Genomic DNA, 24021 nt, shown 5'->3' with positions numbered 1-24021 from the left:
CCCGGCGCGATGTGTAGGTTCGCCGCATGGCTGCGGCGACGTCGATCCAGCTCTATACGTTGCGAGACGCGTGCGCGAACGACTTCCGCGCCGTGCTCCGAAGACTCGGCGAGATCGGCTACGTCGGTGTCGAGACCGCGGGCCTGAACGGTCTCACCGGCGACGAGGTGCGCGCGACGCTCGACGAGTGCGGACTCGTCGCGTCGAGCGCGCACGTGAACCTCGCCGCGCCCGACGACTTCGCCCGCGCGCTCGACGAGCACGCCGCGCTCGGATGCACGACCGTCGTCGTGCCCGTGCTGCCACCGAAGTGGTTCGCGGATCGCGACGGGATCCGCAAGGGTGCGGACGCGCTGAACCGCGCGAACGATCAGGCGCGCGAGCGCGGCCTCACGCTCGGCTACCACAACCACTTCTGGGAGCTGCCGGCCGTCGACGATCGCCCCGCACTGCTCCATCTCTTCGATGCCGCGGATCCGGCGATCGTCGCCGAGGTCGACGTGTACTGGGCCCGAGTCGGCGGTGTCGATCCCGTCGCGTTGCTCGGCGAGCTCGGAGCGCGCGCCGCGTTGCTGCACGTGAAGGACGGCCCGGCCGAGAATCCCGAGCAGAACATGGTCGCGGTCGGCGACGGCGCGATCGATGTTGCCGGCGTGATCGCAGCCGCGCCCGACGCGCAGTGGCACATCGTCGAGCTCGATCGGTGCGACACCGACATGTTCGACGCAGTGGAACGCAGCTACCAGTACCTCGCCGGCAACGGGTTGTCGCGAGGCCGCCGGTGACGCAGGTTGCGATCGTCGGCTGCGGCGTCATCGCGCCCGCGTACGCGCGCACGCTCGCCCAGCTCGACTTCGTCGACGTCGTCGCGTGCGCAGACGCGCTCCCCGAGCGCGCGAACGAGCTCGCGGTCGAGTACGGCATCCCGCGCGCGCTCACCTTCGACGAAGTGCTCGACGACCCGGACATCGATACGATCGTCAACCTCACGCCGCCGCTCGCGCACGCAGTGGTGACGAGCACCGCACTCGACGCGGGCAAGGCGACGTTCAGCGAGAAGCCGCTCGGCGTCGACTTCGACGAAGGCCTGGCGCTCGTGACGAGCGCGGCCAAGCGCGACCTGCGCCTGGGCTGCGCGCCCGACACGTTCCTCGGCGTCGGCCTCCAGACGTGTCGCGACGCGATCGCGCAGGGACTCATCGGCGAGCCCGTCGCCGCGAACGCGTTCATGCTCGGCTCGGGCCCGGAGAGCTGGCACCCGAACCCCGACCTCTTCTACCGGCGCGGTGCGGGCCCGCTGCTCGACATGGGGCCGTACTACCTCACCGCGCTCGTGTCGCTGCTCGGGCCCGCGCGCCGCGTCACCGGTTCCTCGCGCATCACGCGTCCGGAGCGGACCATCACGTCGGAGCCGCGGCGCGGCGAACGGCTCCCCGTCGAGGTGCCGACCCACACGACGACGGTGATCGACTTCGTGAGCGGCCCGATCGCCACGCTCGTCACGAGCTTCGACGTGCAGGCGAGCCGCCTCCGCAACATCGAGATCTACGGCACCGAAGCGACCCTCTCGGTCCCCGACCCGAACACCTTCGGCGGGCCGGTGACGATCCGAGGGCCCCGCGACACCGAGTGGCGCGAGCTGCCGCTGCGCACGCCGACGCTGCCGCAGTCGCGCGGGATCGGTCTCGCCGACATGATCTGGGCGACGCGCACGGGCCGTGCGCACCGTGCGTCCGGCGCCGTCGCGTTGCACGTGCTGGAGCTGATGACCGCGTCGGTGCGCGCGTCGGACGAGGGCCGGCACGTCGAGCTCTCCACGACGTGCACGCCGGCCGCACTCCTCCCACCCGACCTCCCCGAGAACACCTTTGACGACTGAACCCCTCCGTTACGGCATCGTCGGACGCGGGTTCGTCGCGGGGTTCCACCTGCGCGCGCTGGAGAGCGTGCGCGGGATCGAGGTCGCGGGGCTGACGTCCCGCACACCGCCGGATGAGCTCGCGGCATCGGCTCGTGCACGCGGACTCGGCGATGCGCGCGTGTTCGGCAGCGTTCGCGAGATGGCCGAGCACGTCGATGTCGTCGCGATCTTCGGACCGAACTTCACACGCGTCGCGGTGATGGAGGAGATCGCCGATGCGGCGCGCAACGGCGCACGCCTGCGCGGCCTCATCTGCGAGAAGCCGCTCGCGCGCAACCTCCCCGAGGCGCGACGCGTCATCGAGCTGGCACGCGAGATCGACGCGCCGACCGCATACTTCGAGAACCAGATCCACATGAAGGTGCTCCAGAACGCGAAGGCGCAGCTGCGCGGCGTCGAGGACGCGATGGGTCCGCTCGTGCTCGCGCGCTCGGGTGAGGAGCACGCGGGACCGCACAGCGCGTGGTTCTGGGATCCGACGCAACAGGGCGGCGGCGTGCTCTCCGACATGGGCTGCCACTGCCTCGCGGTCGGGCGCCACCTGCTCACGCCCGCGGGACGCGACCCGTCGTTCCTCGTGCCCGAGACCGTGTCGTGCGACGTCGGCCTGTTGAAATGGGGCCAACCGCGCTGGCGCGACGAGCTGCGCGCACGGCACGGCGTCGACTACGCGCGCACGCCGGCCGAGGACTTCGCCACCGGCATGGTCACGTACCGCAATCCCGAGACGGGCCGGCGCACGAAGGCACAGTTCACGGTCTCGTGGATGTACGACAAGCAGGGACTGCGGCTGCTGATCGACGGCATCGGTCCCGGCTACGCGCTCGAGGCGAACACGCTGCGCTCGCCGCTCGAGGTGTTCGTCGGCGATGCCGCCGCCGCGTCGGTCGCCGACGCCGAGCGCGCGCTCGAGAAGTCGACCGCGTCGCACGGTCTCCTCGCGATCCAACCCAACGAGCCCGACCTCTACGGCTACACCGACGAGCACGTCGACGCACTCACCGCGTTCCGCGACGGACGGGACGCGTTGCTGGACTTCGACTACGGCCTCGAGGTCGTGCGGCTCACGATGGCCGCGTACCTGTCGGCCGAGCGCGGCGCAGTGGTCCGCGTCGACGATCCCGAGCTCGACGACTACGTGCCGCTGATCCAGCAGGGTCGCGGCGCAGAGATATTGCTGTAACTCTCGCGGGATGGGAGCAGCCACGGCCGTGGCCGCGCCGTTCCGCTCGCGCGCTCGTGCAGGAACGAGCGGTTACTCCCGCACGGCGCGGGACGCGCGCCGCCACACCGGGCGGTACGAGTCGAGCCCGTCGGGCGACAACGGCCCGTCGGGTCCCGACGCGATCGCGACCCGTTCGGGGATCGTGCCCCACACCTCGACCCTGGCGTCACGCCACGAGTCGACGACATCCTGATAGTCGCGGGTGAACGTGCGGGCCGAGCAGATGACGAGCCCGAGCGGCACGTTCACCGGCACCATCGCGAGCACGGCCTCGACACGCGTCGTCTCCACGCCACCGATGCGCGTCGGCACGACGACGCAGTCGGCGACGTCGATCGCCTTCGCGAGCAGACGTTCGTGGCCGGGCGGCGTGTCGACGATCGCGATCTCGCTCGGCCCGATGCGTTCGAGCGCCTTCGCGAGCAACCGCTCGGTCGGTGCCTCGACCAGCGTGATCGATCCGAGCTGCGGATCGCCCGACTTCTCGACCCAGTCGGCCGCGCTCGCCTGTGGATCGGAGTCGACGAGCGTGGTGTCGCGCTTGGACGCCGCCGCCAGCCCGGCGAGGTACACCGAGGTCGTCGTCTTTCCCACTCCGCCCTTCAACGCCGCCGTCACGATGATCATGAGGGGGGAACCTAGCGGCATTCATTTGGTCGGGCTCGCAAGCTTCGCCCTCCCCAACGCGGGATCGAAGTGGCCGAGGCCGCGCTGCTCGCTGCGCTCGCGCGCTCTGACGCGAACCGTTACTCGACCACGGGGTTGTGCCAACCGCCCGCGGTCGAGATCAGCGCGTCGGCTTCCTTCGGTCCCCACGAGTGCACCGCGTATGGGATCACGGGTGCGTGCTGCTCGAGCACCGGCTCGACCGCCGCCCACGCGGCCTCGACGCCGTCCTCGCGCGCGAAGAGCAACGTCTCACCGTGCATCGCGTCGCCGAGTAGCCGCTCGTAGGGCTGCATCTCGTCGGGATGCTGGTCGCAGAGGTACAGCTCGAGCTGGTGGCCGACGAAGTCCTCCCCCGGCGACTTCGCGCGCGCGCCGAGCGCGATCGCGACCTTGGGGCTGAGCCGGAAGCGGAGATAGTTCGTGTCGCTCGCCGACGGAAGGTGCTCCTCGAACACCTGCTGCGGCGGTGCCTTCAGCTCGACCCGCACCTCGGTGCACGTCACCGGCAGGTTCTTGCCGGCGCGGATGTAGAACGGCACGCCGCCCCAGCGCCACGAGTCGATGAAGAGCCGCAGCGCGACGAACGTCTCGACGTCGGAGTCCTTCGCGACGCCGGGCTCGTCGCGGTAGCCGTCGAACTGGCCGCGCACGAGATCGGCCGGATCGAGCGGCCGCATCGCGCGGAACACCTTCTCCTTCTCGTCGCGCAGCGCCTCGACGTGCATGCCCACCGGCGGCTCCGCCGCGAGCAGGGCGACGATCTGGAACAGGTGGTTCTGCACGACGTCGCGCAGCGCGCCGACCTCTTCGTAGAACTTGCCGCGACCCTGGCAGCCGAAGTCCTCGGCCATCGTGACCTGCACGCTCGCGACGTAGTTGCGGTTCCAGATCGGCTCGAGGAACGAGTTGGCGAACCGGAAGTAGAGGAGGTTCTGCACCTCCTCCTTGCCGAGGAAGTGGTCGATGCGGAAGATCGACGGCTCAGGGAAGACGGAGTGCAGCACCGAGTTGAGCTCGCGCGCCGACGCGAGATCACGTCCGAACGGCTTCTCGATGATCACGCGCGCGTCGTCGGCGCAGCTCGCCTTGCCGAGCCCCTCGACGACGACGGAGAACAGGCTCGGCGGGATCGCGAGGTAGTGCACGGGGCGCCGCGCGTCGCCGAGCTCCTGCTTGAGCGCGGTGAACGTCGCCGCGTCCTTGTAGTCGCCGTCGATGTACTGCAACCGGCCGAGGAGATCCGCGAGCGCCTTCTCGTCGTCGATGCCGCCGTGCTCCTGGATGCTCTGCCGCGCGCGGTCGCGCAACTGCTCGACCGTCCAGTCCGACGACGCGACGCCGATCACGCGCACGTCGAGATGCCCGTGCTTCGTCATCGCGTAGAGCGCGGGGAAGATCTGCTTGTACGCGAGATCGCCCGACGCGCCGAAGAAGACCAACGCGTCTGAACTACCTGGTCGGGCTCGCAAGCTCGCCCTCCTTGACGCGGGATGGGAGCAATCGTGGCCGCGCCGCTCGCTTCGCTCGCGCGCTCATGCGGAAACCGTTGCCATTCGGAGTTACCGACCAGCCCACCCGCTTACGGGACGCGGACGAGGTAGTCGTCGGCGTCGTCGTCCCACTCGAGCGCGACGATGCCGCGCGCGTTCGCGGCCTTGGCGAACTGGAGGAAGTTCGAGTAGCCGAAGCGCTTCTCCGTGAAGTCGGTCTCGCGCTTGCGCATGCGGTCCTTGAGGCCCGAGAGGTGCGGCGAGCCCGACCGCTTCTGGAGCTGACCGACGACATCGGCGAGCAGGGCGAAGGCTTCGTCCTCACCGCCGACGCGGTCGGGAAGCGTGACCTCGGGGTCGCCCTGCGCGCCGCCCGGCCGCAGCGCGACCACGCCGCTCGCCTCCAGGCTGCGCAGCAGCTCACCGAAGGCGCGGAAGCCGTGATCGGCCTCGTTGAACGTCGGGTCGCGACGCAGGATCGCCCGCTTCAACGCGGAGGCGCGAACACCTTCGGTACCGCTGCGCTGGAGCCCGCCGAGCGTGCGGGCGACGAGCGTCTGCAGCGCGGCGGTGTCGGGCGGCGCGACCGTCGCGCTCTCCTCGCCGTTGGCCTCGGCCGGCGCGGCCGCGGTCTTGGCGCGTGCGCCCCGCGCGCGCGAAGACTTGGCCGCCGCCCCGTCGCGCTTCGCGGGCGTGGGCCCGGGCTCGATGCCCTCGAGCCGGTCGTAGAAGAGGAACTCGTCGACCGAGGGCGGCAGCAACGCCGACGTCGAGCCCGCGACGCCGATGCCGATGACGCGTTTGTTCAGCTCGCGCAGCTTGGCGACGAGGGGCGTGAAGTCGGAGTCGCCGGTGCAGAGCACGAACGTCGTGATGTAGTCGCGCTCGAACGCGAGCTCGATGGCATCGACCGCGAGCTTGATGTCGGCCGCGTTCTTGCGTACCGCGCCGAGCTTCTGCGGGATCTCGATCAGCTCGACGTTCGCGCGCGCGAGCGCACGGCGTCCGTCCTCGAACATCGCCCAGTCGGCGTACGCGCGCTTGACGACGATGCGCCCGCGATCCGCGACGGCCTCGGCGATCGGCGCGAAGTCGAACGCCGCGCCGCGTAGGTACTCACGCGCGCCGATGGCGAGGTTCTCGAAATCGAGGAACAGCGCAATGCGTTCTTCGTCCACCGGCGCACTGTACGACGGCACCGCGCCGGGATCGGTCACCGTGTGCCGCAGTCGAGGTCGGCGTCGGCCGCGTGCGCGTCGAGTGCCTCGGCCACCGAGCCGAAGACGCGGCCGAGCACCGCGAAGTCGCGCGCCGACGCGCGCTCGACGAGGTGCGCGAGCACGCCGTCGACATGCGTGGCCGCCGCGCGCTCGAGCTTGCGGCGCCCCGTCGGGGTGAGCGCAGCGAGCGAGCCCCGCCGGTCCGACGGGCACGGGCGCCGCTCCACGAGCCCCTCGGCGACGAGCCGGTCGACCCGGTAGGTGAGCCGGCTCTTGGAGACCAGCGCCCGCTCCGCGAGCTCGGCCATGCGGACCCCTCCCCGGGGCGCCTCCGACAGGGCGACGAGGATCTCGTAGTCGGAACCGGTGAGCCCGTGGGCCTCGATCAGCTCCGCGTCGAGCCGCTCGAGCAGGAGCGCCGTGCCCCTCAGGAAGGCCCGCCACGACACCTGCTCGTCGTCGGTGAGCCAACGCTTCGGAGCCATCGGGAAAGTCTACGGAGGGGTGGGAATAGCCGGCCGGTCCGCCAAGTTGTCCAGATCCAGATAGTCCAAATCTGAACAATCCCTCGGGAGGGCCCATCATGGCCGAGACCACCACCGTCGACGCCACCCGCGTCGTCGAGAACCGCACCGTCCCCACCACCGGCCGCTGGTCGGTCGACAACCACCACTCCACCGTCGAGTTCGTCGCCCGTCACCTCATGGTCACGAAGGTGCGCGGTCGCTTCCTCGACTACGACGCGGCGATCGACATCGCCGAGCGCCCGGAGGACTCGCGCGTCGACGTGACGATCCAGGCCGGCAGCATCTCGACCGGCGACGAGGGTCGCGACGGCCACGTCGTCGGCGCCGACTTCCTCGACGTCGAGCAGTACCCGACGCTCACGTTCCACTCGACGGCGATCCGCCCGACCGGCGCGAGCACGTGGCGCGTCGACGGCGACCTCACGATCCACGGCGTCACGCGACCGACCGTGCTCGACGTCGAGTTCGGCGGCGTCGCGAGCGACCCGTGGGGCAACACGAAGGCGTTCTTCTCGGCGTCGACGGAGATCGACCGCGAGGACTTCGGCCTGACGTGGAACCAGCCGCTCGCAGGCGGCGGTGTGCTCATCGGCAAGAAGGTGCGCATCGAGCTCGAGGTGCAGGCGACACCCGCGGCCGCGGCCTGAGCCTTCTGGTCGCGCTCGATCCGCTCGCCGCTCCTGACGCCTCAGCCCCCGTCTCGGGCGGGCCGCACCGCGGCCCGCCCGTTCAGGCGCATCGATAGGGCTCCGCTCGAAGCGGCTCCGGTACACTCCCGGGCCGTCCTGGTGGCTGTAGCTCAGGTGGTTAGAGCGTCGGGTTGTGGTCCCGAAGGCCGGGGGTTCGAGTCCCCTCAGTCACCCTTCACGATGCCGGCCGGTTTTCTCCGGCCGGCATCGGCGCGAGCAGGGCGCGCAGCGCGGTCTCGAGATCGGCATACGTGAACGCGTAGCCGGTCGCTTCGAGCCCGCGGGGCAGCGCGCGCTGACCGATGACGAGCAGCGAGTGCACGAGCTCGGCGCCGTAGATCATCTTGAGCGGCAGCAGCGGTGTCGGCAGCACCGTCGGCCGGTGGAGCACATGGCCGAGGGTCTTCGTGAGCTGCGCGTTCGTCATCGGGTTCGGAGCGGTGAGGTTCACGGGGCCGGCCACGGTGTCGTGGTCGATTGCGTGGAGGATCGCCCCGATCTCGTCGGGCCGCGCGATCCAGCTCATCCACTGCTTGCCACTCGCGACGCGCCCGCCGAGGCCGAGGCGGAACGGCGTGAGCAAGCGCTTCAACGCGCCGCCGTCGGGATGCAGCACGATGCCGGTGCGGAGGTTCACCACGCGGATGCCGGCCTGGGCGGCCGGTTCCGTCGCCGCCTCCCACTGGCGGCACACGTCGGCCAGGAAATCGTCGCCGTTCGGGCTCGACTCGTCGAGCACGGCGTCGCCCGCGTCGCCGTAGTAGCCGACGGCCGAACCGCTCACGAGCACGGGCGGCCGCTGCGGCAGCTCCGCGAGCGTGCGCGCGAGCAACGTCGTGCCCTTCGTGCGCGAGTCGAGCACGGCGCGCTTCTGCTCGGGTGACCACTTCTTGTCGCCGATGCCCACGCCCGCCAGGTGCACGACCGCGTCGGCGCCTTCGAACGCGAGGGTCGAGATCGTGCCGTTGTCGGGATCCCACGTCGGGCCGGCACTGGTCGCGCCGCCGCGCGTCAGCCTGACGACGCGATCGCCGCGCTGTTCGAGCGCGCTCGTGAGCGCGGTACCGATGAAGCCCGATGATCCGGTGACGACGACGCGCACGGACCTACCTCCAGGACGACTCGTCGTTCACGCTACGGCGCGCGCCGGCGGCCCTTCGTATCCGCGGCACAGATGACGCACCGCGTCGCGGTCGGGATCGCGGCCAAGCGGGCGGCGGGGATCGCGGCGCCGCAGCGCTCGCAGCGCCCGTACTCGTCGGCTTCGAGCCGGGCGAGCGCGGCGTCGAGGTCGCTTCGACGTTGCCTCGTCGTGTCGATGAGGGATTGGAGTTGCGCGCGCTCGAACCCGATCGTCGCGCCGTCGGGATCGTGCTCGTCGTCGGGCGGATCGGCCGCGGCGGCCGCGACGATCGCGTCGAACTCACGCGTGAGCGCGGCGAGCTGTGCGTCGGCACGGGCTCGTTCGACGTCGAGGTGGCCACGGATCTCGTCACTCACGCCGTCATGATCCCGCGGGTACGGTGCGCGCGCGTGAAGCCGGTGCGAGTCGTGCAGTGGGCCACGGGCAACATCGGGACGCGTGCGCTGCGCGAGGTGATCCGTCACCCCGACCTCGAGCTCGTCGGCGTGTTCGTGTACGACGACGGCAAGGCGACCGTCGACGCGGGCGCACTCTGTGGCGAGCCGCCCGTCGGGGTGGTGGCGACGAGCGATCGCGCGGCGGTTCACACGTTGTCGGCCGACTGCGTTCTCTACATGGCGCGTGCGTTCGCGCTCGACGACGTGCTGCCGTTCCTCGAACAGGGCACGAACGTCGTCACGACGTGCGGCGATCTGTCCGCCGGCGGGCGCGCGCTCGACGCCGAGACGCGGCAGCGCATCGAGGACGCGTGCGCGCGTGGGAACACGTCGGTCTACGCGACGGGCAGCAGTCCGGGATTCATCACCGACGCGCTCCCCTACGCGCTCTTGTCGCTGCAGCGACGCTGCGACGGGATCGAGATCGAGGAGTTCGCCGATCTCTCGCAGCGCGCGTCGCCCGAGCTGCTGTTCGACATCATGGGTTTCGGTCGTCCGCCGGGCGCGTCCTCGGAGGCGCGGGCCGCGCACCTGCTCGCCGCGTTCCGGCCCGCGCTCGAGGAGCTCGCCGAGGCCGCGGGCCGGCCGGTCGACGCGTGGTCGAGCAACGGCGAGGTCGCGGTCGCGCGCGGCGACACCACGATCGCGGCCGGACCGTTGGCCCGCGGCTCGGTCGCCGCGCAGCGCACACAGCTGGTGGGGCGCGCCCGCGGCGACGTCGTCGTTCGCTTCGCACCGACGTGGTACTGCCTCACCGACGTCGAGCCCGCGTGGGACCTGCGCCCGACCGGATGGCGCGTGCAGGTGCACGGCGACGCGCCGCTCGACGTCGCGCTCCCGTTTCCCGTGGCGGTGGAAGCGCTCGGTGAGACGACACCGGCGTACACCGCGAACCGGCCCGTCAACGCGATCCCGTACGTCTGCGCGGCGCGGCCCGGCATCCTCTCGACCGCCGACCTCCCGCCGATCCTGCCGCGCTCTCGGGAGTAGCGTTTCCGCCGTGGCGGGGATGTGGGCGGGCGCGAAGCGCTGGTTGATGACGCTGCTCGTCGCGTGGTTGTGCGCGTCCTGCGTCGCCATCGTGCTCTGGCTCTGGGGCGCGGGCGTGGTCGGCGCCATCATCGGCGGCGCAGTCGGCGTCACCGTGCTCGTCGTCCGCGGTTTCATGCCGCAGAGGTTCGACGACGTCTACGCCTACTCCGAGATCTGGCTGTTCGATCATCCGGTCGTCTACATCGGCTTGTACGCGGCGGCCGGTGCGCTCCCCGTGTGGCCGCGGCATCAGATCGAGGCGACGCTCTTCTCGATGGCGCTCTGGAGCGGCATCGGGTACTTGAGCTTGCGCGGCTGGCGGAAACGCGTCGCCACGGTGCGCGCGTCACACTGAGTCGTCGCCAGAGCGACTTGCTACAGTGAGCGGTTCGTAATACCTGCGCCCCTAGCTCAACTGGTCAGAGCGTCGGACTCTTAATCCGCAGGTTCCGGGTTCGAGTCCCGGGGGGCGTACCAGCAACGACCGCGCTGACGTGGACACTTCTGGTGTCGAGGCGGCCGCATGACCGCCGCGCTACTGGTTCGGGTGCGGCGGCGCGGCGGTGCGTTCTTCGTGGTACTCCTGCTCGACGTTCACGTTCCACACGTCGTGGTGTGCGCCAAAGATGTTCTCGACCGAGAGCATCGCGGTGAGCATGGAGTGGTCTTGGTTGTTGTAGCGGTGCATGCCGTTGCGGCCGACCGGGTGCACGTTCGGTGCGTGCCGCTCGAGCCATGAGCGCAGCACGGCGACGTTCTCCTTGTAGGCCGCGTCGTACATCGGGTACGCCTTCGGCATCCGCACGACGAACGCCTCCTCGACCACGCCGGGGTCGGGAAGCAGACCGATGTCGTGCAGCTCACGCGTTCCCTGCGCGATGAGGTCCGCGTCGCTGCGCATCCACGTGTCGCCGCCCTCCCACACGAAGTACTCGAGGCCGAGACACGTGCGGCCGTCCTTCACGAGATACGGCGACCACCGGCCGAAGTTCTGGATGCGACCGACCTCGACCGACGCGTCGTTCACGTAGATCCAGTTGTCGGGGAAGCCGACCGCCTCGGGCACGACCAGCGCGACGGTGATGAAGTCGCGGTAGCGCAGCGCGTCGGCCGCCTTGAGCACCTCTTCGGGCGGCGGCGGATCGAAGCCGCGCACCAGCGCGCCGATCGGCATCGACGAGATCACGTCGGTGCACGGGTAGCGCCGCGTCTCACCCGAGCACGAAGCGACCACTGCGATCGCGCGCCCGTCGCGATGCTCGATGGCCGACACTGCCGTCTCGAAGTCGATCGTCGTGCCCGCGCTCGTGACGAGCTCGGCGCAGCGTTCCCACATCATCCCCGGCCCGTACTTCGGGTAGTTGAACTCCTCGATCAGACTGGTGACCTGATTCGCCTTCGACGTCCGCGTGCGCACCCACTGCGGCTTCAACGCCTCCCACGCGGCGCGGAACAGCGACAGGTTCTTGATGCGCTGCGCACCCCAGTCGGCCTGGATCTCCGTGCACGGCACGCCCCAGACCTTCTCGCTCTGCGTCTTGAAGAAGTGTCGGTACAACCGCCAACCGAAACGCGACACGACGAAACCCTCGAGCGTCGAGGGATCTTTCGGCGGGTGAACGCGCACCCAGAGATACGAGAGCACGCACCGCACCGCCTCGATCGGGCCGAGGTTGCGGAGCGCGTTCATCGCCGAGATCGGATAGTCGTAGAACTTGCCGCGGTAGTAGATACGACTCAACCGGGGTCGCTTCAGGAAGTCGTCGGGACCGAGAATCTCGAACCACAAGTCCTCGACCGCCCGCACCTTGGTGAAGAAACGGTGGCCGCCGATGTCGAAACGCCAACCGTCGGCCCGAGCCGTCCGGCTGATGCCGCCGACGACCGTGTCCGACTCGACGACCGTGCTCGTCGCACCGCGCTTGCCGAGGACGTACGCCGCCGTCAGCCCCGCCGGCCCCGCGCCGATGATGACGATGTCGCGCCCGTCTGACATCGCACCAGCCTTTCATGGCTCGATCATCCAGTCGAATGGCGTGAGGCCGCGATGAGCGAGGACATGGACGTCGCGCAGCAGGTCACACCGCTCGACCTGTTCTTCGATCTGGTCTTCGTCTTCGCCATCACGCAGGTGACGCGTCTGCTGACGGGTGATCCGCACTGGGTCGGCTTGTTACGCGCGCTGCTCCTGCTCGCGATCCTGTGGTGGGCGTGGTCGGCGTACGCGTGGCTGACGAACACGCTCGACCCCGACGAAGGCGGTGTGCGCATCGCGATGCTCGCGGCGATCGCGGCGATGCTCGTGACATCGCTCGCGGCACCGCGCGCGTTCGGGCGCGACGGCATGACGTTCGCGGTCGCGTACATCGTCGTGCGCGGCTTCCACCTCGTGCTCTACGCGCTCGCGGGACGCGACGACCGCGACCTCTTGGGCGCGGTGTTGCGCGTCGTGCCGACGGTCGCGCTCGGCGGCGTGTTCCTCGTCGCCGCCGCGTTCCTCGACGGCTCCGCGAAGCTCGCGTGCTGGGCCGCCGCGGTCGCCATCGACTACGGCGGTGTGCTGTTCGGAAACATGCGGGGCTGGCGACTCTCACCCGACCACTTCGTCGAGCGCTTCGGCGAGATCGTCCTCATCGCGCTGGGCGAGTCGATCGTTGCGCTCGGCGTCGGCGCAGCCGCCGTGCGCCTCGACGCGGACGTGATCGCCGCCGCGCTACCGCGAGGTGCGCGCGCAGATCCGCGGCCGGCGCCCGGCGCGTTACGCCGCGCCCAGCTCCTCGAGGAGCGCGACGACGCGTTCGCGGATCTCGTCGCGGATCCGGCGCACGACCTCCATGCTCCGACCGGCGGGGTCGTCAATCGGCCAGTCGTCGTAGCGGGTGCCCGGGTAGTAGGGGCAGGCATCGCCGCAACCCATCGTCACGACGACGTCGACGACGCGCAACATGTCGTCGGTCCACGGCTTCGGGCATTCGGCGCGGATGTCGATGCCGGCTTCGAGCATCACCGCGACTGCGACCGGGTTGATGCGATCCGCCGGCTCGGAACCGGCGGACCCCGCCCGCGCGCGGCCGTGCGCGAGGTGCTCGAACCAGCCGAGCGCCATCTGCGAGCGACCGGCGTTGTGGATGCAGAGGAACAGCACCGACTTCATGACGCCCGCTCGGGCGACACGACATCGGCGTCGACGACCGTGGGGTGGAGGAAGCGCGCGAGCGCGACGGCGCCGAGCGCGCCGGCGATCTCGGCGACGACGAACGGTGGCGCCGACGACGGCCGAATGCCCGCGAACGTGTTGCTCAGGGTGCGCGCGATCGTGACCGCGGGGTTGGCGAAGGACGTCGACGACGTGAACCAGTACGCGGCGGCGATGTAGCCGCCGACCGCGAACGGCGCGAGCGCATCGCGACCACGGCGCGCGACGCCGAGGATCACGAGCAACAATCCGAACGTCGCGACGAGCTCACCCAACCACAGCCCGCCCGACGAGCGCGCGTGCGTCGAGATGTTGATCGCGCGCAGGTCGAACATGAGGTTCGCGACGACGGCGCCGACACAGCCGCCGGCGATCTGCGCGCCGACGTACGCGCACGCGGCGCGGGTCGAGATGCCGCCGAGCAATCGGTCGGCGAGCGTCACGACGGGATTGAAGTGGGCGCCGGAAACCGGCCCGAACGCGAGGATGATCGCGACCAGACCGGCGCCCGTCGCGATCGAGCTCTCGAGCAGCTGCAGGCCGACATCGTCCGGCGAGAGCCGCTGCGCCGCGATCCCGGAACCGACCACGATCGCGACGAGGAACGCGGTGCCGACGGCCTCCGCGGTCGCGCGGCGCGCGAGGTCGCGCTCGATCAGCAACAGCGAGCAGTGGATTCGGGCGCGCCGTCGCAGCAGCGGCCGTCATCGGCTTCCGCGTCGGCGAGCACGGTGTAGATCTCCCACGGCTCGCCATCGGGAGCGTCGACCCACACCTTGTCCTGCACTGCGTAGCAACACGACACCTCTTCTTCGGTCGCGCACTCGAGCCCCTGTGCGCGCAGTCGCGCGTCGGCCGCCGCAACCAGGTCGGTCGACTCGACCTCGACGCCCAGGTGATTGAGCGTGCCCGGTGCACCGGGCCCTTCCATCAGCACGAGCTTGAGCGGCGGCTCCGCGATCGCGAAGTTCGCGTATCCGGGATAGCGCTTGGCCGGTTCCGTCGCGAAGAGCTTCGAATAGAACGCGACCGCGGCGTCGAGGTCCGACACGTTGAGGGCGAGCTGTACACGCGACATGGGCGTCTCCGATAGATTGGCAGTGATCGATTGATCGATCCTCGCGAATCCATCGATATCTGTCAATACATGGAGTGTGGGCATGCCGACGAAGTCTCGAACGGCCGACGCCTGCTGCGGCCCGCTCCTCACTGCCCGGTTGCGCGAGCGCGATGCGGTCGAGCTCGCGCACGCGTTCGCCGCGCTCTCGGATCCCGTACGGCTCCGGCTGCTGAATCTCGTCGCGTCCGCGGGCGAAGTGTGCTCGTGCGATCTCGAAGCACCGCTCGGCAAGTCGCAGCCGACGATCAGCCATCACACGAAGGCGCTCGCCGACGCCGGACTCATCGTCGGCGAGAAGCGCGGTCGCTGGATGTGGTGGAGCGTCGTGCCGGAGCGCGTCGCGGCGTTGCGCGACTCGCTCCGCTGACGTCAGGAGTCGCGCTCGATCAGGGGCACCTCGTGCCCGTCGCGACCGGTTGCGGAGCCAACCGCGGTACACACCGAATCGGAGGCACAGGACACGGTCTCGAGATTCGGAATCGAAGAAGCGCCGACCGGAACGTGCTCGACGGCCCAGGTCGAGCCGTCCCAGCGCTCCGCGAACGCGTCAGCCGACTCGTCGAAGGGTCCGACCGCAACGCAGGACGACGTCGAACCGCACGACACGCTCGAGAAGAACACGCCGGCTTGCAGGGTCGGCGGCGGCGTCGGCTGAATCGTCCACGTCGATCCGTCCCCGCGCTCCGCGAGCGTCGCCAACGTTCCACCGAACGTGTGCTCCTCGTAGCTGCCGACCGCCGTGCACACCGAGGTCGACGGGCACGAGACCGACGCGAGCACGATGTCGACCGCGTCGGCCGGCACGGTCGGGCGGGCAATGCTCCACGCGCCGGCGTCCCACTTTTCGACGAGCGGCTGCGGGTCGGTGCCCCCTTCTCGGAAACCGACCGCGACACACGTTGTCGGCGCCGGGCACGAGACGCCGTAGAACTCACTGTGGATCGTGCGCTTCGGCACCCGCGCGTGCAGGTTGGACCACGACGACCCGTTCCAGCGTTGCGCGACGGGTACGACCGCGAATCGGGTGTGGTCCTCGGCCGAGCCGACGACGACGCAATCGGTCGTCGACGCACACGAGACGGCGGCGAACCGCACATCCTGGAAGTGCGCGGCAAACGTGACGTGCTCCCGCCGCCACGTCGACCCGTCCCACGACATGACCGCCGGTGCGCCGGCGGAGGTCTGACCGACCGCCATGCACTGCGTCGACGCCGCGCACGACACTGCGTCGAATTGCGCGATGCCCCGCGGCGTGCGCATGCGCGTCCAACGCGAACCGTCCCACGTCTCCGCGAACGCGCGGCTCGAGCCCATGCCGACCGCGGTGCACGCGGTCGTCGACGCGCACGACACGCCGATCAGCGAGGCGTTCGGATCGCCCACCAACATCGACGAGTGCTGCATCCGCCACTTGGGCGTCGCTGCGGACGCGCCGCCGGCGGCGAGACCGAACGTCACGAGTGCGACGACCACTCCCACCTGCAGTCTCCGCATCCTGACCCCGCACATCGCCAGAAGCCACCCGTTCGTTCGCGACGAGATGCTATCGGCGCGCCGAGGTCATGAGAACCGCTCGACGAGGTCCTGAAGATGGCCGCTGCTCGCGTTCGCGCTCCCGACCGCGGTGCACGCGTTCGCCGCGGTGCACGACACGCTCCGCAAGCCCGGGTTGCTCGCACCGGCCGGTGTCGGCACGGTCTTCGCGACCCACGTCGTGCCGTCCCACTGCTGCGCGATCGCGGCGGCGCCCACGAGGCCGCCCACCGCCATGCACGTCGAGCTCGCCGCACACGACACGCCCCACAGCACGCCGACCGCGACCCCACTCGTCTGCACGGTCCAGCTCGTACCGTTCCACCGTTCGATGAGCGGTGTGATGGTGCCCGAACCCGAATTGAGGTGGTAGTAGCCGACGGCCGTGCACGACGCGGCCGCGCTGCACGACACCGAGTTGAGCTGCACGGCGAACGCGTGGGCGGGCGTCGGCACGGTCTGCACCGTCCAGCTACTGCCGTTCCACACCTGCGCCATCGGCACGGAATTCGTGCCCGACGCGTCGTACGACTCACCGACCGCGACGCACGACGTGCTCGTCGCGCACGAGACGCCCCAGAACTCCGACGAAGGCGACGCCTTCGGCGCGTGCGGCTTGCTCAGCTTCCATCGCGTTCCGTTCCACGACGCGGCGAGCGGCACCGAGCCGGCGACGCTCACGGATCCGACCGCGACACAGGCGGTCGCCGACGCGCACGACACCCCGTTCAGCGTTCCCCCGCCGGTCGCGGTGGCGGGCACCGGGACCTTCTTGCCCGTCCACTTCGTGCCGTTCCACACGGCCGCGGCCGGTGCGCTCGAGAACGTCGACATGTCGTAGCTCGACCCGACGGCCACGCACTGTGTGCTCGCGACGCACGACACTCCGCCGAGCTGCGTCGGCACGGTCGCGGCGACGCGCTGCGCCTTCCAGCGCGTGCCGTCCCATCCCGCCGCGGTCGGTCCGCCGCTCGTGAAGTTGACCAGGTACACCCCGACCGTCGTGCAGGCGGTCGCAGCTGGGCACGACACGCCGCGCAGGTCGGCGTCGGTCGCGCCCGCGGGCGCCTTGACCGTCTGCAAGCGCCACGCCGGCGTGGCCGCCGCAGCACCGGAGCCCAGCGTCATCGCCGTGAGCAGCGCGACGGACGCGCCGATGCAAAGCCTCTTCATCCCTGACCCCCGCCTCCAAGCCCCCGTGGCGGGCGGAACGCTACCCCGCGCGCGTGTCGCCGCCTCCAAGTGCGCCCCCCTCGATTCGCGTCCGTCGGCGATCAGGAGTCCGAGAGATAGCGAGCGCGCAGCGCCGCGATCGTGGGCGGGCGGAGCGCCCGCGCGGCGAGCAACTCCTCGATCGTGATCGACGCGAACGTCGAGTCGTCGACGAGCTGCTCCCGATATCGCGCACAGAGCCGCGCGAAGTCTTGGTTGCCGGCCGGATACGCGACGACATAGCGAGCCCAGTTCGTGTCGTCCTTCGGGTTCTGCATCATCGAGAGCACGAGCAGATGCGCGAGCCAGAGCACCGTGAGGTCGCCGACGACGGCGTCCTCGTAGCCGCGGCGGAACGCACCCGAACGGCCGGCGACCCGGCGATAGCGCTCGAGGTTGCGCGGCTTCGGCACCTCCGACTTGGCGCGCTCGTGGTACCGCACACCGACGCCGACGATGCCGCGCGTCCCGTCGCCATGATCGAGGACGAACGCGGCCTCGAGCGTGCTCAGGTTCCCGAGGTACGCGCCGTCGAGCCGGCCCGGCGAGTGCTCGAAGCGAACGTCGGAGACGGTGCCGGGTACGTCGGGCCACCAGCGGTGCAGCGCTCGATCGGCGCGCTGCGGGTCGGTGGCGAGATCGCCGAAGAGGTTGAACGACAGCGCGACCGACGACAGGAGGTCCGCCCACATGCGCGCCGAGTCGAGCCGTTGATGCGCCTCGACCGTCGACGCGCGCGCCGTTGCCGCGGCGCGCGCCGCGTCGGTGAGGAACGTGGCACCGGTCTCGCGCGCGTACTCGAGGTCGATACGGCTGCCGACCGGCCGCGACTCCTGCCCCGGCCGCGCGCCACCCATCGGCTGCGATCCGATCGGATGACCGTTCGCCGCGCGCCACCGCGCCTGGCGGAGCCGCAGCCGGCGCCGCAACGCCGTCATCTCCGGACGGCCCGGTACCCGGTCCTCGGACTCCCAACAGTGCGCGGCGACGAGCTCGGCCTCCCCGGGTTCTTCGATCACGCCGTGATCGTCGCGCCGCCGGCCGCGGCGGACCGCACGACGAGGTCGCACGCCGCGAGCGTCACGAGGTTGTGGCGCCCGGAGATGCCGGGCTCGACGCCGTCGAGCAGCCAGCGCGCGAACGCATCGGCGACGCCCTGCTCACCGCCGGGCCACGGCGCCCTCGTCGACAACGCGACCGGCGGGTCGTTGAGGCCGAGGAGATCGGCCGTCGGCGGCTGCGCGGCGTGCCACTGCCATTCGCCGGCGCGCAGCTCGAGCGCGCCGCGCTCGGAGTGCAGCTCGTAGACGAGCGCGTTGCGGCGCGCGTCCTCGCACAACGTGTAGGCGCACGTGAGCCCGCTCGCGAACGTGAGCGTGGCCGCGAGGTTCGCGGAATGCGGGTAGATCGACGACGGTGCGCGCCAGGTGCGCGCCGACGCCGACGCGACCGGCCCGAAGCAGGCAACGAGCTGATCGAGGTGATGGCTTGCCATGTCCCAGACCGTCGCGTCGGGGTACTCGCGCGCTTTCGTCGTCGGCCGGTAACGGTGCATCGTGATCGTGGCGAGCGAGAACGTGCCGTGTTCCCCGGCCTCGACGATGCGCTGCATGGTCCATCCGTCGGCGGTGAAGCGGTAGTTCTGCGCGACCGCGAGCTTGACATCGGCCGCGTCGGCGAGGTCCACCAGCGCGCGCGCCTGCGCGAGCGTGGGCGCGAGCGCCTTCTCGACGAGCACGTGCTTGCCCGCGGCGATCGCTCGACGGACGTGCTCGTCGTGCCGCACCGTGGGCGTCGTGATCACGACGGCATCGCAGTCGACGGCGTCGAGCGCGGCGTCGAGGGTCGCGAAGCAGTGCTCGCGCTCGACTCCGACCGCGCTCGCCACGCCGCCGAGCTCGTCCGGCGACCGGCTCGTCAACGCGACCGGACGGAAGCGGGCGTCGGCGTTCATCACGTACGGACCCCACACGCCGCGCCCGCGCGCGCCGCAGTGGATCGTGCGGATCTGCGCCGGGATGGTCACCCGTGCTCCAGGAGCACGCCCAGCCAATGCTCCTTGTCGTCGCGGAGGCCCTCGTACGCGCGCGGCGCGTCGGCGAACGGCAGGCGGTGCGTCAGCAGCGGATCGACGCGCACGCGTTCTCGGCCGAGCAGATCGAGGATGAACGGGCGATCGCGCCGGCGGGTCTCGGCATCGACGGTGTCCTCGTGCGCGCCGACGACGTCGAGCCCCTTCTTGTGCACGTCGAAGTAAGGGTCGAACTCGAGCGTCACCTGCGTGCTACCGAGCAACACACAACGACCGCCCGACGCGGTGGCCTTCAACGCGGCGTCGACACTCGGGCCCGCGCCGACGGCTTCGACGACATAGCTCGCGCCGGGCGAGCCCAACTCCTCCAACCACGACTCGAGCGGACGGTCGGCGAGGTTCCACTGCCGTTCGACGCCACAGCGTTGTGCGATCGCAAGACGCGACGCGACGAGGTCGGCGCCCGCGACGGAACGCGCGCCCGCTTCGCGCGCAAGCTGCGCGGCGAGGTTCCCGACCATGCCCTGACCGAGCACCACGACCTGCTCGCCGAAGCGCACCGGCGCGCGTCGCATCGCGGTCATCGCGACCTGCACGAGCATGAAGAACACCGCGCGGTCCGGCGCGAGCGACGCGGGGATCGGGATCAACCAGTCGGCGGGCAGCCGGTAGAGGCTCGCGTGCGGCATGCGATGGAACACGAGCGTGCCGGTGGGGAGCGGGCTGCGCTCCCCCGCGTCGACGACGACACCGACCGTCGCGTAGCCCGGGAACCACGGGTAGCGCGCCCAGTGATCGGGCACGTCGAACCCGCGGTGATTGTGCGTGAAGATGGCCAGCTCGGTGCCGGGACTGAGCAGCGACACCACACTGCGGACGACGACCTCGCCGGCGCCGAGTCGCGCGTCGGGCACCTCGAACGCGTCGACCTCGCAGCGGCCGCGCGCCGTGAACACCAACCGCTCGGCCCTCATGCTGCTTTTCTAGTCGCGCCCGTGCTCCGCCCGAACCGATCAGGCATGATGCACGCATGTCGGAGAACCTCAGGATCCTCGGTGCGTACAGCGCGGCCATGGAGCGCGGCGATCGCGACGCCGTCTTCGAGTACTGGTCGCCGGACTTCGTGAGTCACGTGACCGAGCGGGTCGCCCCCGATGTGGTCGGGAACGACGTGCGCGGGCAGGAGCTCGAGTGGTGGACGCAGGCCCGCAACGCGTTCCCGGACATGAAGTTCACCGTCGACCTGCTCATCGAGTCCGACGACCTGATCGTGTCGAACTGGACCGTGCGCGGCACGCACACGGGCGCCGCGTTCTACGACGTCGAGCCGTCGGGCGATGCCGTCGTCATCAACGGCACCGCGATCCTGCGCATGCGCGACGGCAAGGTCGTCGAGCACTGGGGCGGTCCGCACTGCCAGGCCGGCCTCGGGCTCATTCGCTGATCCGCCTTTCGCGATGAGCGATCCGAACTGGGCCGAGATCGTTACCGCGGTCGCGACCGCGGTCGGTTCGGTCGGTCTCGTCTCGACGCTCGGACTCGTGCTCGTGAGCGGTCGGCAGTTGCGGGAGGCACAACACGCGCGTCATGCGCAGCTCGCAGCCGACTTCATCCGCCGTTGGGACGAGGACAGCCTCGTCGAGACGCGTCGCCTCGTCGCCCAGTTCGAGAGCCGCGACGCGCTCGCGGCCGCGTTCCGCGGCTACATCGAGACGAACTCCGTGTCGGCCTACGTGCTCTACCGCGAGCTCGACTTCTTCGAGCAGCTCGGCGCGCTCGAGAGCATCGGCGCGTTCGACTTCGACCTCATCAACGTGCTCGCGGGCCGGCTGATCGTCGACCGCTACGAGCTCTGGAAACCGTCGATCGCCGCGATGGGCGACGACGTGTACCCGATGTTCGGCGCGCTCGCGGCGAAGCTCCGCCGAACGCTCGCCGTGTGAGGTGACCACGAGCTCCGGCATCGACGCGGCGCTCGTCGCGCGCGTGATGGCCGGCGACGACCGTCGCGCCACGGTCGAGCTCCGCGTCGTCGGCACCGCGTCGTCGGCGCTCCGCGGTATCGCGACCGCCGCGAACGATGTCGATGTCGTCTTCCGCGAACGCGCGGGCGTGGACGAATGGTTCGGCGCGCTCGCTGCCGACGGCGAGGTACTGCACGAGCCGCGCTGGCTCGCGCCGTCGTGCCAGTACTTCGCACGGGTCCGGGTCGTCGGCGCGGTCGTCGAGCTCAGCACGGTCGAGATCGACGACGACGGCGACACGAACGAGTGCTTCGGCCGCGGCCCGTGGACGCACTTCGACGTGGTGGTGCACGGCACGACGGCGATTCCTGTCGTCGCCACCGAGCTCCGGCTGATCACGGAGATCGTCCGGGGTCGGCGCGATCGAATCGGACCGCTCGTCGAGCGGCTGCGACGCGGACCGTGTGATCGAGCGCTCGTGCGTCGGGGCCTCACGCGGGCCGCGATCGCGCCCGATGATGCCGCGCGACTGCTGACCGCACTCGGCGAAACGGAGCGTTGAACCGGCGTCGCGCTGGGTAGGCCGCAGCCGAGCACGGGCGGCGCATCCCCGACGATTGGCTGGCGCATGGCCCGAGAAGCGCGGCTGCTGCACGCATTCCTCGACTTCGCCGAGTCGCTGGCGGCCACCACCGCACCGTCGGACATCGCGATCGACCTGACGCAGCGGGTCGCCGGGCTCTTCGCGGTCGACACGGCCGTCGTGCTCGGCGAGGCCGGCGGATCGCTGCGCGCCGTGGCGTGGTCGAGCGAGCCCGGGCAGCGTCTCGCGGAGCTCGAGACCGAGCACGCCGAGGGACCGGGCCACGACGCGATCCGCGCCGTCGGCTGCATCATCGCCACCGACCGCGACGACGCCCTGCTCGCGCGCTGGCCCCGCTTCGCGCCCGAAGCCGCGCGCATCGGTCTGCGATCGTTCGCCGCGGTTCCGCTGCGCCGGAGCGGCGCCGCGCTCGGCGCGCTCGCGCTCGGCGCCACGAGTCCCGAGGCGCTCGCTCCCGACGACGTCGCCGTGGTGCAGGGGCTCGCCGACGTCACCGCGCTCGCGATCGACGAGGCGCGTGCGGCGCGCCACGCGCGTGTGGTCGCGGAGCAGTTGCGGACCGCGCTCGACGCGCGGGTGGTGATCGAACAGGCGAAGGGCGTCGTCGCCCATCGCGCGCGGGTGAGCGTCGACGAAGCCTTCGTGGGTCTCCGGCGCTACGCGCGCGGGCGCCATCAGCTCCTCACCGATGTTGCGCGCCGCGTCGTCGAGGGCGAGCTCGATCCCGAAGCCGTCGCGCACGCGCGGGCGCGCTGAGGCTCCGGACGGTGGTATCCGGCGATCAGGGATCGAAGCGGTAGCCGGCGCGGTGCACGGTGATGATGCGACGCGGCGCGTTCGGATCCGGCTCGATCTTGCGACGGAGCCGGCGCACGTGCTCGGTCACGGTCGCCTCGGTCTGCCAGTCGGCGCGCGATCCCCAGACGTGGCGCAGCAGGTCGGCGCGCGAGAACACGTGGCGCGGTGTGCGCGCGAGAAAGACGAGCAGGTCGAACTCGATCGGACTGAGCTGCACGTCGCGGTCGGCGACGGACGCGCGGCGCGCGTCGAGCTCGATCTCCAGGTCACCGAACGTCAGTATCTCCACCCGTGTGCGCGCCGCCGACCGGCGGGCCACCACGCGCACGCGCTCGGCGAGCTCGGCGGTGGAGAACGGCTGGATCACGTAGTCGTCGGCACCCAGTTGCAGCGCGCCGACGCGATCGTCTTCCTCCGCGTGCGGGCTCACGACGATGATCGGTGCGCCGGTCGCGGCGCGCAGGACGCGCAGCTCGGCGAACAGCTCGACGGAGCTCAGGTCGTCGTCGAGCACCACGACGTCGGGACGCTCCGACTCGAGCAGCACCAGCGCGCCGCGCGCGTTCTCCGCGGTCAGCGTCTCCGCGCCCACCGCATCGAGCGTCCCGACCACCGAGTCGGCGCGCACGTCGAGCGGACCGACGACGAGCACCCGACCGATCGGCTCCGGCGGCGGTACCGGAACCTCCGTGTCTGCGGAGTCGATGATCGTCAGGACGTGGAACCGGCCCCGACGCGTGGTCACCGGCTTGGCGCCGAGCCGCACCCGCCGCACGGTGGCGTCGGCGCGACGGGCGTCGACGCGACGGTTGCCGCCGGCATCCGCGGTCACCGTCAACGGATCGGCCGCCGGATTCGCAGGATCCGACAGCAGATCGCCGACGCGCATGCCCTCGAGTCGCGCGGCCGGATAGCCGAACCACGCTTCGGCGCGATCGTCGGCAAGCACGACGAAGCCTTCGTCGTCGGCGACCATCACGCCTTCACCACCGAGCTCGGCCACCAACCACGTGAGCACGTCGGCGAGCGCGACGTCGTCGACGTCCTCGGGATGATCGACGCGAGTCGAGCCCCCGCTCGGCGGGCGCTCGAGCGGTTCGTCGGCTTCGGAACCGTCCCCCAAGGTGCGGCCTGCCCGAGTCGGGCGTGCCGCCGGGGTCCGGGGCGGCGACGCGCGTACGAAGTACGACACGATGCTAACTCGCGCA

The 24021-nt window shown here is 70.7% G+C and carries 27 protein-coding genes, 2 tRNA genes and 1 pseudogene; 14 read left to right on the top strand and 16 right to left on the bottom strand.

What is annotated here, in order from left to right; all coding sequences use genetic code 11:
* The first annotated feature begins 26 nt into the window (after window positions 1-26).
* The 3 genes from VH914_14720 to VH914_14710 are packed head-to-tail and all read left to right on the top strand — an operon-like array spanning window position 27 to window position 3104.
* On the top strand, window positions 27-785 hold the full coding sequence (locus VH914_14720; GenBank protein ID HEX4492458.1) for a sugar phosphate isomerase/epimerase: 759 nt from the start codon (window positions 27-29) through the stop codon (window positions 783-785).
* On the top strand, window positions 782-1879 hold the full coding sequence (locus VH914_14715) for a Gfo/Idh/MocA family oxidoreductase (protein HEX4492457.1): 1098 nt from the start codon (window positions 782-784) through the stop codon (window positions 1877-1879). The genes VH914_14720 and VH914_14715 overlap by 4 nt, the downstream gene beginning before the upstream one ends.
* Window positions 1869-3104, top strand: a complete 1236-nt coding sequence (locus VH914_14710) for a Gfo/Idh/MocA family oxidoreductase (protein ID HEX4492456.1) — start codon at window positions 1869-1871, stop codon at window positions 3102-3104. Before VH914_14715 ends, VH914_14710 begins: the two co-directional genes overlap by 11 nt.
* Before the next feature lie 72 nt (window positions 3105-3176).
* Here the strand turns inward: VH914_14710 and VH914_14705 are convergent, their stop codons facing one another.
* From VH914_14705 to VH914_14690, 4 genes are all read right to left on the bottom strand, one after another.
* A complete protein-coding gene (locus tag VH914_14705; protein ID HEX4492455.1) occupies window positions 3177-3773 on the bottom strand; it encodes a ParA family protein in 597 nt (198 codons plus the stop codon).
* Window positions 3774-3892: 119 nt separating this feature from the next.
* Window positions 3893-5254, bottom strand: coding sequence for a glucose-6-phosphate dehydrogenase (gene zwf, locus VH914_14700; protein HEX4492454.1), 1362 nt, complete (start codon window positions 5252-5254; stop codon window positions 3893-3895).
* A gap of 140 nt (window positions 5255-5394) precedes the next feature.
* Window positions 5395-6483: an NYN domain-containing protein gene (locus VH914_14695; GenBank protein HEX4492453.1), complete on the bottom strand. Its 1089-nt coding sequence runs from the start codon at window positions 6481-6483 to the stop codon at window positions 5395-5397.
* Window positions 6484-6518: 35 nt separating this feature from the next.
* Window positions 6519-7010, bottom strand: a complete 492-nt coding sequence (locus tag VH914_14690) for a MarR family transcriptional regulator (GenBank protein HEX4492452.1) — start codon at window positions 7008-7010, stop codon at window positions 6519-6521.
* 98 nt (window positions 7011-7108) lie between these two features.
* On the opposite strand from VH914_14690, the gene VH914_14685 reads away from it, so the two are divergent.
* Together VH914_14685 and VH914_14680 are read left to right on the top strand one after the other, a co-directional pair.
* Window positions 7109-7699, top strand: a complete 591-nt coding sequence (locus VH914_14685; protein HEX4492451.1) for a YceI family protein — start codon at window positions 7109-7111, stop codon at window positions 7697-7699.
* Window positions 7700-7840: 141 nt separating this feature from the next.
* Window positions 7841-7914, top strand: a tRNA-His gene (locus VH914_14680).
* A 2-nt stretch (window positions 7915-7916) separates the two neighbouring features.
* On the opposite strand, the gene VH914_14675 is transcribed toward VH914_14680, so the two are convergent.
* Window positions 7917-8843 carry a TIGR01777 family oxidoreductase gene (locus tag VH914_14675; GenBank protein ID HEX4492450.1) on the bottom strand — a complete coding sequence of 309 codons (927 nt, stop codon included), beginning with the start codon at window positions 8841-8843 and terminating at the stop codon, window positions 7917-7919.
* A 32-nt stretch (window positions 8844-8875) separates the two neighbouring features.
* Window positions 8876-9241 carry a TraR/DksA C4-type zinc finger protein gene (locus VH914_14670; GenBank protein ID HEX4492449.1) on the bottom strand — a complete coding sequence of 122 codons (366 nt, stop codon included), beginning with the start codon at window positions 9239-9241 and terminating at the stop codon, window positions 8876-8878.
* Between the two features lie 33 nt (window positions 9242-9274).
* Between VH914_14670 and VH914_14665 the strand changes: the two genes are divergently transcribed.
* The 3 genes from VH914_14665 (at window position 9275) to VH914_14655 (ending at window position 10831) form a co-directional block, all read left to right on the top strand.
* The gene (locus VH914_14665) at window positions 9275-10312 is read left to right on the top strand and encodes a dihydrodipicolinate reductase (protein HEX4492448.1); all 1038 of its coding nucleotides are present in this window, start codon (window positions 9275-9277) and stop codon (window positions 10310-10312) included.
* A gap of 10 nt (window positions 10313-10322) precedes the next feature.
* Window positions 10323-10709, top strand: coding sequence for a hypothetical protein (locus VH914_14660; protein ID HEX4492447.1), 387 nt, complete (start codon window positions 10323-10325; stop codon window positions 10707-10709).
* Between the two features lie 45 nt (window positions 10710-10754).
* Window positions 10755-10831 (top strand) — tRNA-Lys (locus tag VH914_14655).
* 58 nt (window positions 10832-10889) lie between these two features.
* Here the strand turns inward: VH914_14655 and VH914_14650 are convergent.
* Window positions 10890-12350, bottom strand: a complete 1461-nt coding sequence (locus VH914_14650) for an NAD(P)/FAD-dependent oxidoreductase (GenBank protein ID HEX4492446.1) — start codon at window positions 12348-12350, stop codon at window positions 10890-10892.
* A 51-nt stretch (window positions 12351-12401) separates the two neighbouring features.
* On the opposite strand from VH914_14650, the pseudogene VH914_14645 reads away from it, so the two are divergent.
* Window positions 12402-13058, top strand: a pseudogene (locus VH914_14645) (low temperature requirement protein A).
* Window positions 13059-13112: 54 nt separating this feature from the next.
* Here VH914_14645 and VH914_14640 read toward each other — a convergent pair.
* From VH914_14640 to VH914_14630, 3 genes are read right to left on the bottom strand one after another with little or no spacing between them, the layout of a single operon-like run.
* A complete protein-coding gene (locus VH914_14640) occupies window positions 13113-13508 on the bottom strand; it encodes an arsenate reductase ArsC (GenBank protein HEX4492445.1) in 396 nt (131 codons plus the stop codon).
* The gene (locus tag VH914_14635) at window positions 13505-14206 is read right to left on the bottom strand and encodes an MIP/aquaporin family protein (GenBank protein ID HEX4492444.1); all 702 of its coding nucleotides are present in this window, start codon (window positions 14204-14206) and stop codon (window positions 13505-13507) included. The genes VH914_14640 and VH914_14635 overlap by 4 nt, the downstream gene beginning before the upstream one ends.
* Complete coding sequence (locus VH914_14630; GenBank protein ID HEX4492443.1) at window positions 14206-14628, bottom strand: ArsI/CadI family heavy metal resistance metalloenzyme; 423 nt, start codon at window positions 14626-14628, stop codon at window positions 14206-14208. The genes VH914_14635 and VH914_14630 overlap by 1 nt, the downstream gene beginning before the upstream one ends.
* A gap of 82 nt (window positions 14629-14710) precedes the next feature.
* Between VH914_14630 and VH914_14625 the strand changes: the two genes are divergently transcribed.
* Window positions 14711-15037 (top strand): metalloregulator ArsR/SmtB family transcription factor, encoded by a 327-nt coding sequence (locus VH914_14625; protein HEX4492442.1) that lies wholly within the window; start codon window positions 14711-14713, stop codon window positions 15035-15037.
* 2 nt (window positions 15038-15039) lie between these two features.
* On the opposite strand, the gene VH914_14620 is transcribed toward VH914_14625, so the two are convergent.
* From VH914_14620 to VH914_14600, 5 genes are all read right to left on the bottom strand, one after another.
* Complete coding sequence (locus VH914_14620) at window positions 15040-16149, bottom strand: hypothetical protein (protein HEX4492441.1); 1110 nt, start codon at window positions 16147-16149, stop codon at window positions 15040-15042.
* Window positions 16150-16230: 81 nt separating this feature from the next.
* A complete protein-coding gene (locus VH914_14615) occupies window positions 16231-17376 on the bottom strand; it encodes a hypothetical protein (GenBank protein ID HEX4492440.1) in 1146 nt (381 codons plus the stop codon).
* Between the two features lie 101 nt (window positions 17377-17477).
* The gene (locus VH914_14610; protein HEX4492439.1) at window positions 17478-18434 is read right to left on the bottom strand and encodes a hypothetical protein; all 957 of its coding nucleotides are present in this window, start codon (window positions 18432-18434) and stop codon (window positions 17478-17480) included.
* Entirely contained in the window at window positions 18431-19441 is a 1011-nt protein-coding gene (locus VH914_14605; protein ID HEX4492438.1) for a Gfo/Idh/MocA family oxidoreductase, read from the bottom strand. The genes VH914_14610 and VH914_14605 overlap by 4 nt, the downstream gene beginning before the upstream one ends.
* A complete protein-coding gene (locus tag VH914_14600) occupies window positions 19438-20421 on the bottom strand; it encodes a zinc-binding alcohol dehydrogenase (protein ID HEX4492437.1) in 984 nt (327 codons plus the stop codon). The genes VH914_14605 and VH914_14600 overlap by 4 nt, the downstream gene beginning before the upstream one ends.
* Before the next feature lie 56 nt (window positions 20422-20477).
* Between VH914_14600 and VH914_14595 the strand changes: the two genes are divergently transcribed.
* From VH914_14595 to VH914_14580, 4 genes are all read left to right on the top strand, one after another.
* Window positions 20478-20891, top strand: coding sequence for an ester cyclase (locus VH914_14595; protein ID HEX4492436.1), 414 nt, complete (start codon window positions 20478-20480; stop codon window positions 20889-20891).
* A 13-nt stretch (window positions 20892-20904) separates the two neighbouring features.
* Window positions 20905-21390 (top strand): hypothetical protein, encoded by a 486-nt coding sequence (locus tag VH914_14590; GenBank protein ID HEX4492435.1) that lies wholly within the window; start codon window positions 20905-20907, stop codon window positions 21388-21390.
* Between the two features lies 1 nt (window position 21391).
* A complete protein-coding gene (locus VH914_14585; protein ID HEX4492434.1) occupies window positions 21392-21973 on the top strand; it encodes a hypothetical protein in 582 nt (193 codons plus the stop codon).
* Window positions 21974-22039: 66 nt separating this feature from the next.
* Complete coding sequence (locus VH914_14580) at window positions 22040-22771, top strand: GAF and ANTAR domain-containing protein (protein ID HEX4492433.1); 732 nt, start codon at window positions 22040-22042, stop codon at window positions 22769-22771.
* A 25-nt stretch (window positions 22772-22796) separates the two neighbouring features.
* Here VH914_14580 and VH914_14575 read toward each other — a convergent pair whose 3' ends face one another.
* A complete protein-coding gene (locus VH914_14575) occupies window positions 22797-23936 on the bottom strand; it encodes a winged helix-turn-helix domain-containing protein (GenBank protein ID HEX4492432.1) in 1140 nt (379 codons plus the stop codon).
* Window positions 23937-24021: the final 85 nt, after the last annotated feature.

The sequence above is a fragment of the Acidimicrobiia bacterium genome (genome assembly GCA_036271555.1).
Classification (GTDB): Bacteria; Actinomycetota; Acidimicrobiia; order IMCC26256; family PALSA-610; genus DATBAK01.
Note: the sequence above shows the minus strand (reverse complement) of the source record. Positions and strands in the feature narration are given on the sequence as shown.

What these genes read in the sequence shown, in the direction of transcription:
- VH914_14590 (HEX4492435.1), top strand. Translation starts at nt 20,905, where the DNA reads ATGAGCGATCCGAACTGGGCCGAGATCGTTACCGCGGTCGCGACCGCG.
- VH914_14625 (HEX4492442.1), top strand. Translation starts at nt 14,711, where the DNA reads ATGCCGACGAAGTCTCGAACGGCCGACGCCTGCTGCGGCCCGCTCCTC.
- VH914_14685 (HEX4492451.1), top strand. Translation starts at nt 7,109, where the DNA reads ATGGCCGAGACCACCACCGTCGACGCCACCCGCGTCGTCGAGAACCGC.
- VH914_14580 (HEX4492433.1), top strand. Translation starts at nt 22,040, where the DNA reads ATGGCCCGAGAAGCGCGGCTGCTGCACGCATTCCTCGACTTCGCCGAG.
- VH914_14690 (HEX4492452.1), bottom strand. Translation starts at nt 7,010, where the DNA reads ATGGCTCCGAAGCGTTGGCTCACCGACGACGAGCAGGTGTCGTGGCGG.
- VH914_14640 (HEX4492445.1), bottom strand. Translation starts at nt 13,508, where the DNA reads ATGAAGTCGGTGCTGTTCCTCTGCATCCACAACGCCGGTCGCTCGCAG.
- VH914_14720 (HEX4492458.1), top strand. Translation starts at nt 27, where the DNA reads ATGGCTGCGGCGACGTCGATCCAGCTCTATACGTTGCGAGACGCGTGC.
- VH914_14630 (HEX4492443.1), bottom strand. Translation starts at nt 14,628, where the DNA reads ATGTCGCGTGTACAGCTCGCCCTCAACGTGTCGGACCTCGACGCCGCG.
- VH914_14595 (HEX4492436.1), top strand. Translation starts at nt 20,478, where the DNA reads ATGTCGGAGAACCTCAGGATCCTCGGTGCGTACAGCGCGGCCATGGAG.
- VH914_14600 (HEX4492437.1), bottom strand. Translation starts at nt 20,421, where the DNA reads ATGAGGGCCGAGCGGTTGGTGTTCACGGCGCGCGGCCGCTGCGAGGTC.
- VH914_14615 (HEX4492440.1), bottom strand. Translation starts at nt 17,376, where the DNA reads ATGAAGAGGCTTTGCATCGGCGCGTCCGTCGCGCTGCTCACGGCGATG.
- VH914_14705 (HEX4492455.1), bottom strand. Translation starts at nt 3,773, where the DNA reads ATGATCATCGTGACGGCGGCGTTGAAGGGCGGAGTGGGAAAGACGACG.
- VH914_14650 (HEX4492446.1), bottom strand. Translation starts at nt 12,350, where the DNA reads ATGTCAGACGGGCGCGACATCGTCATCATCGGCGCGGGGCCGGCGGGG.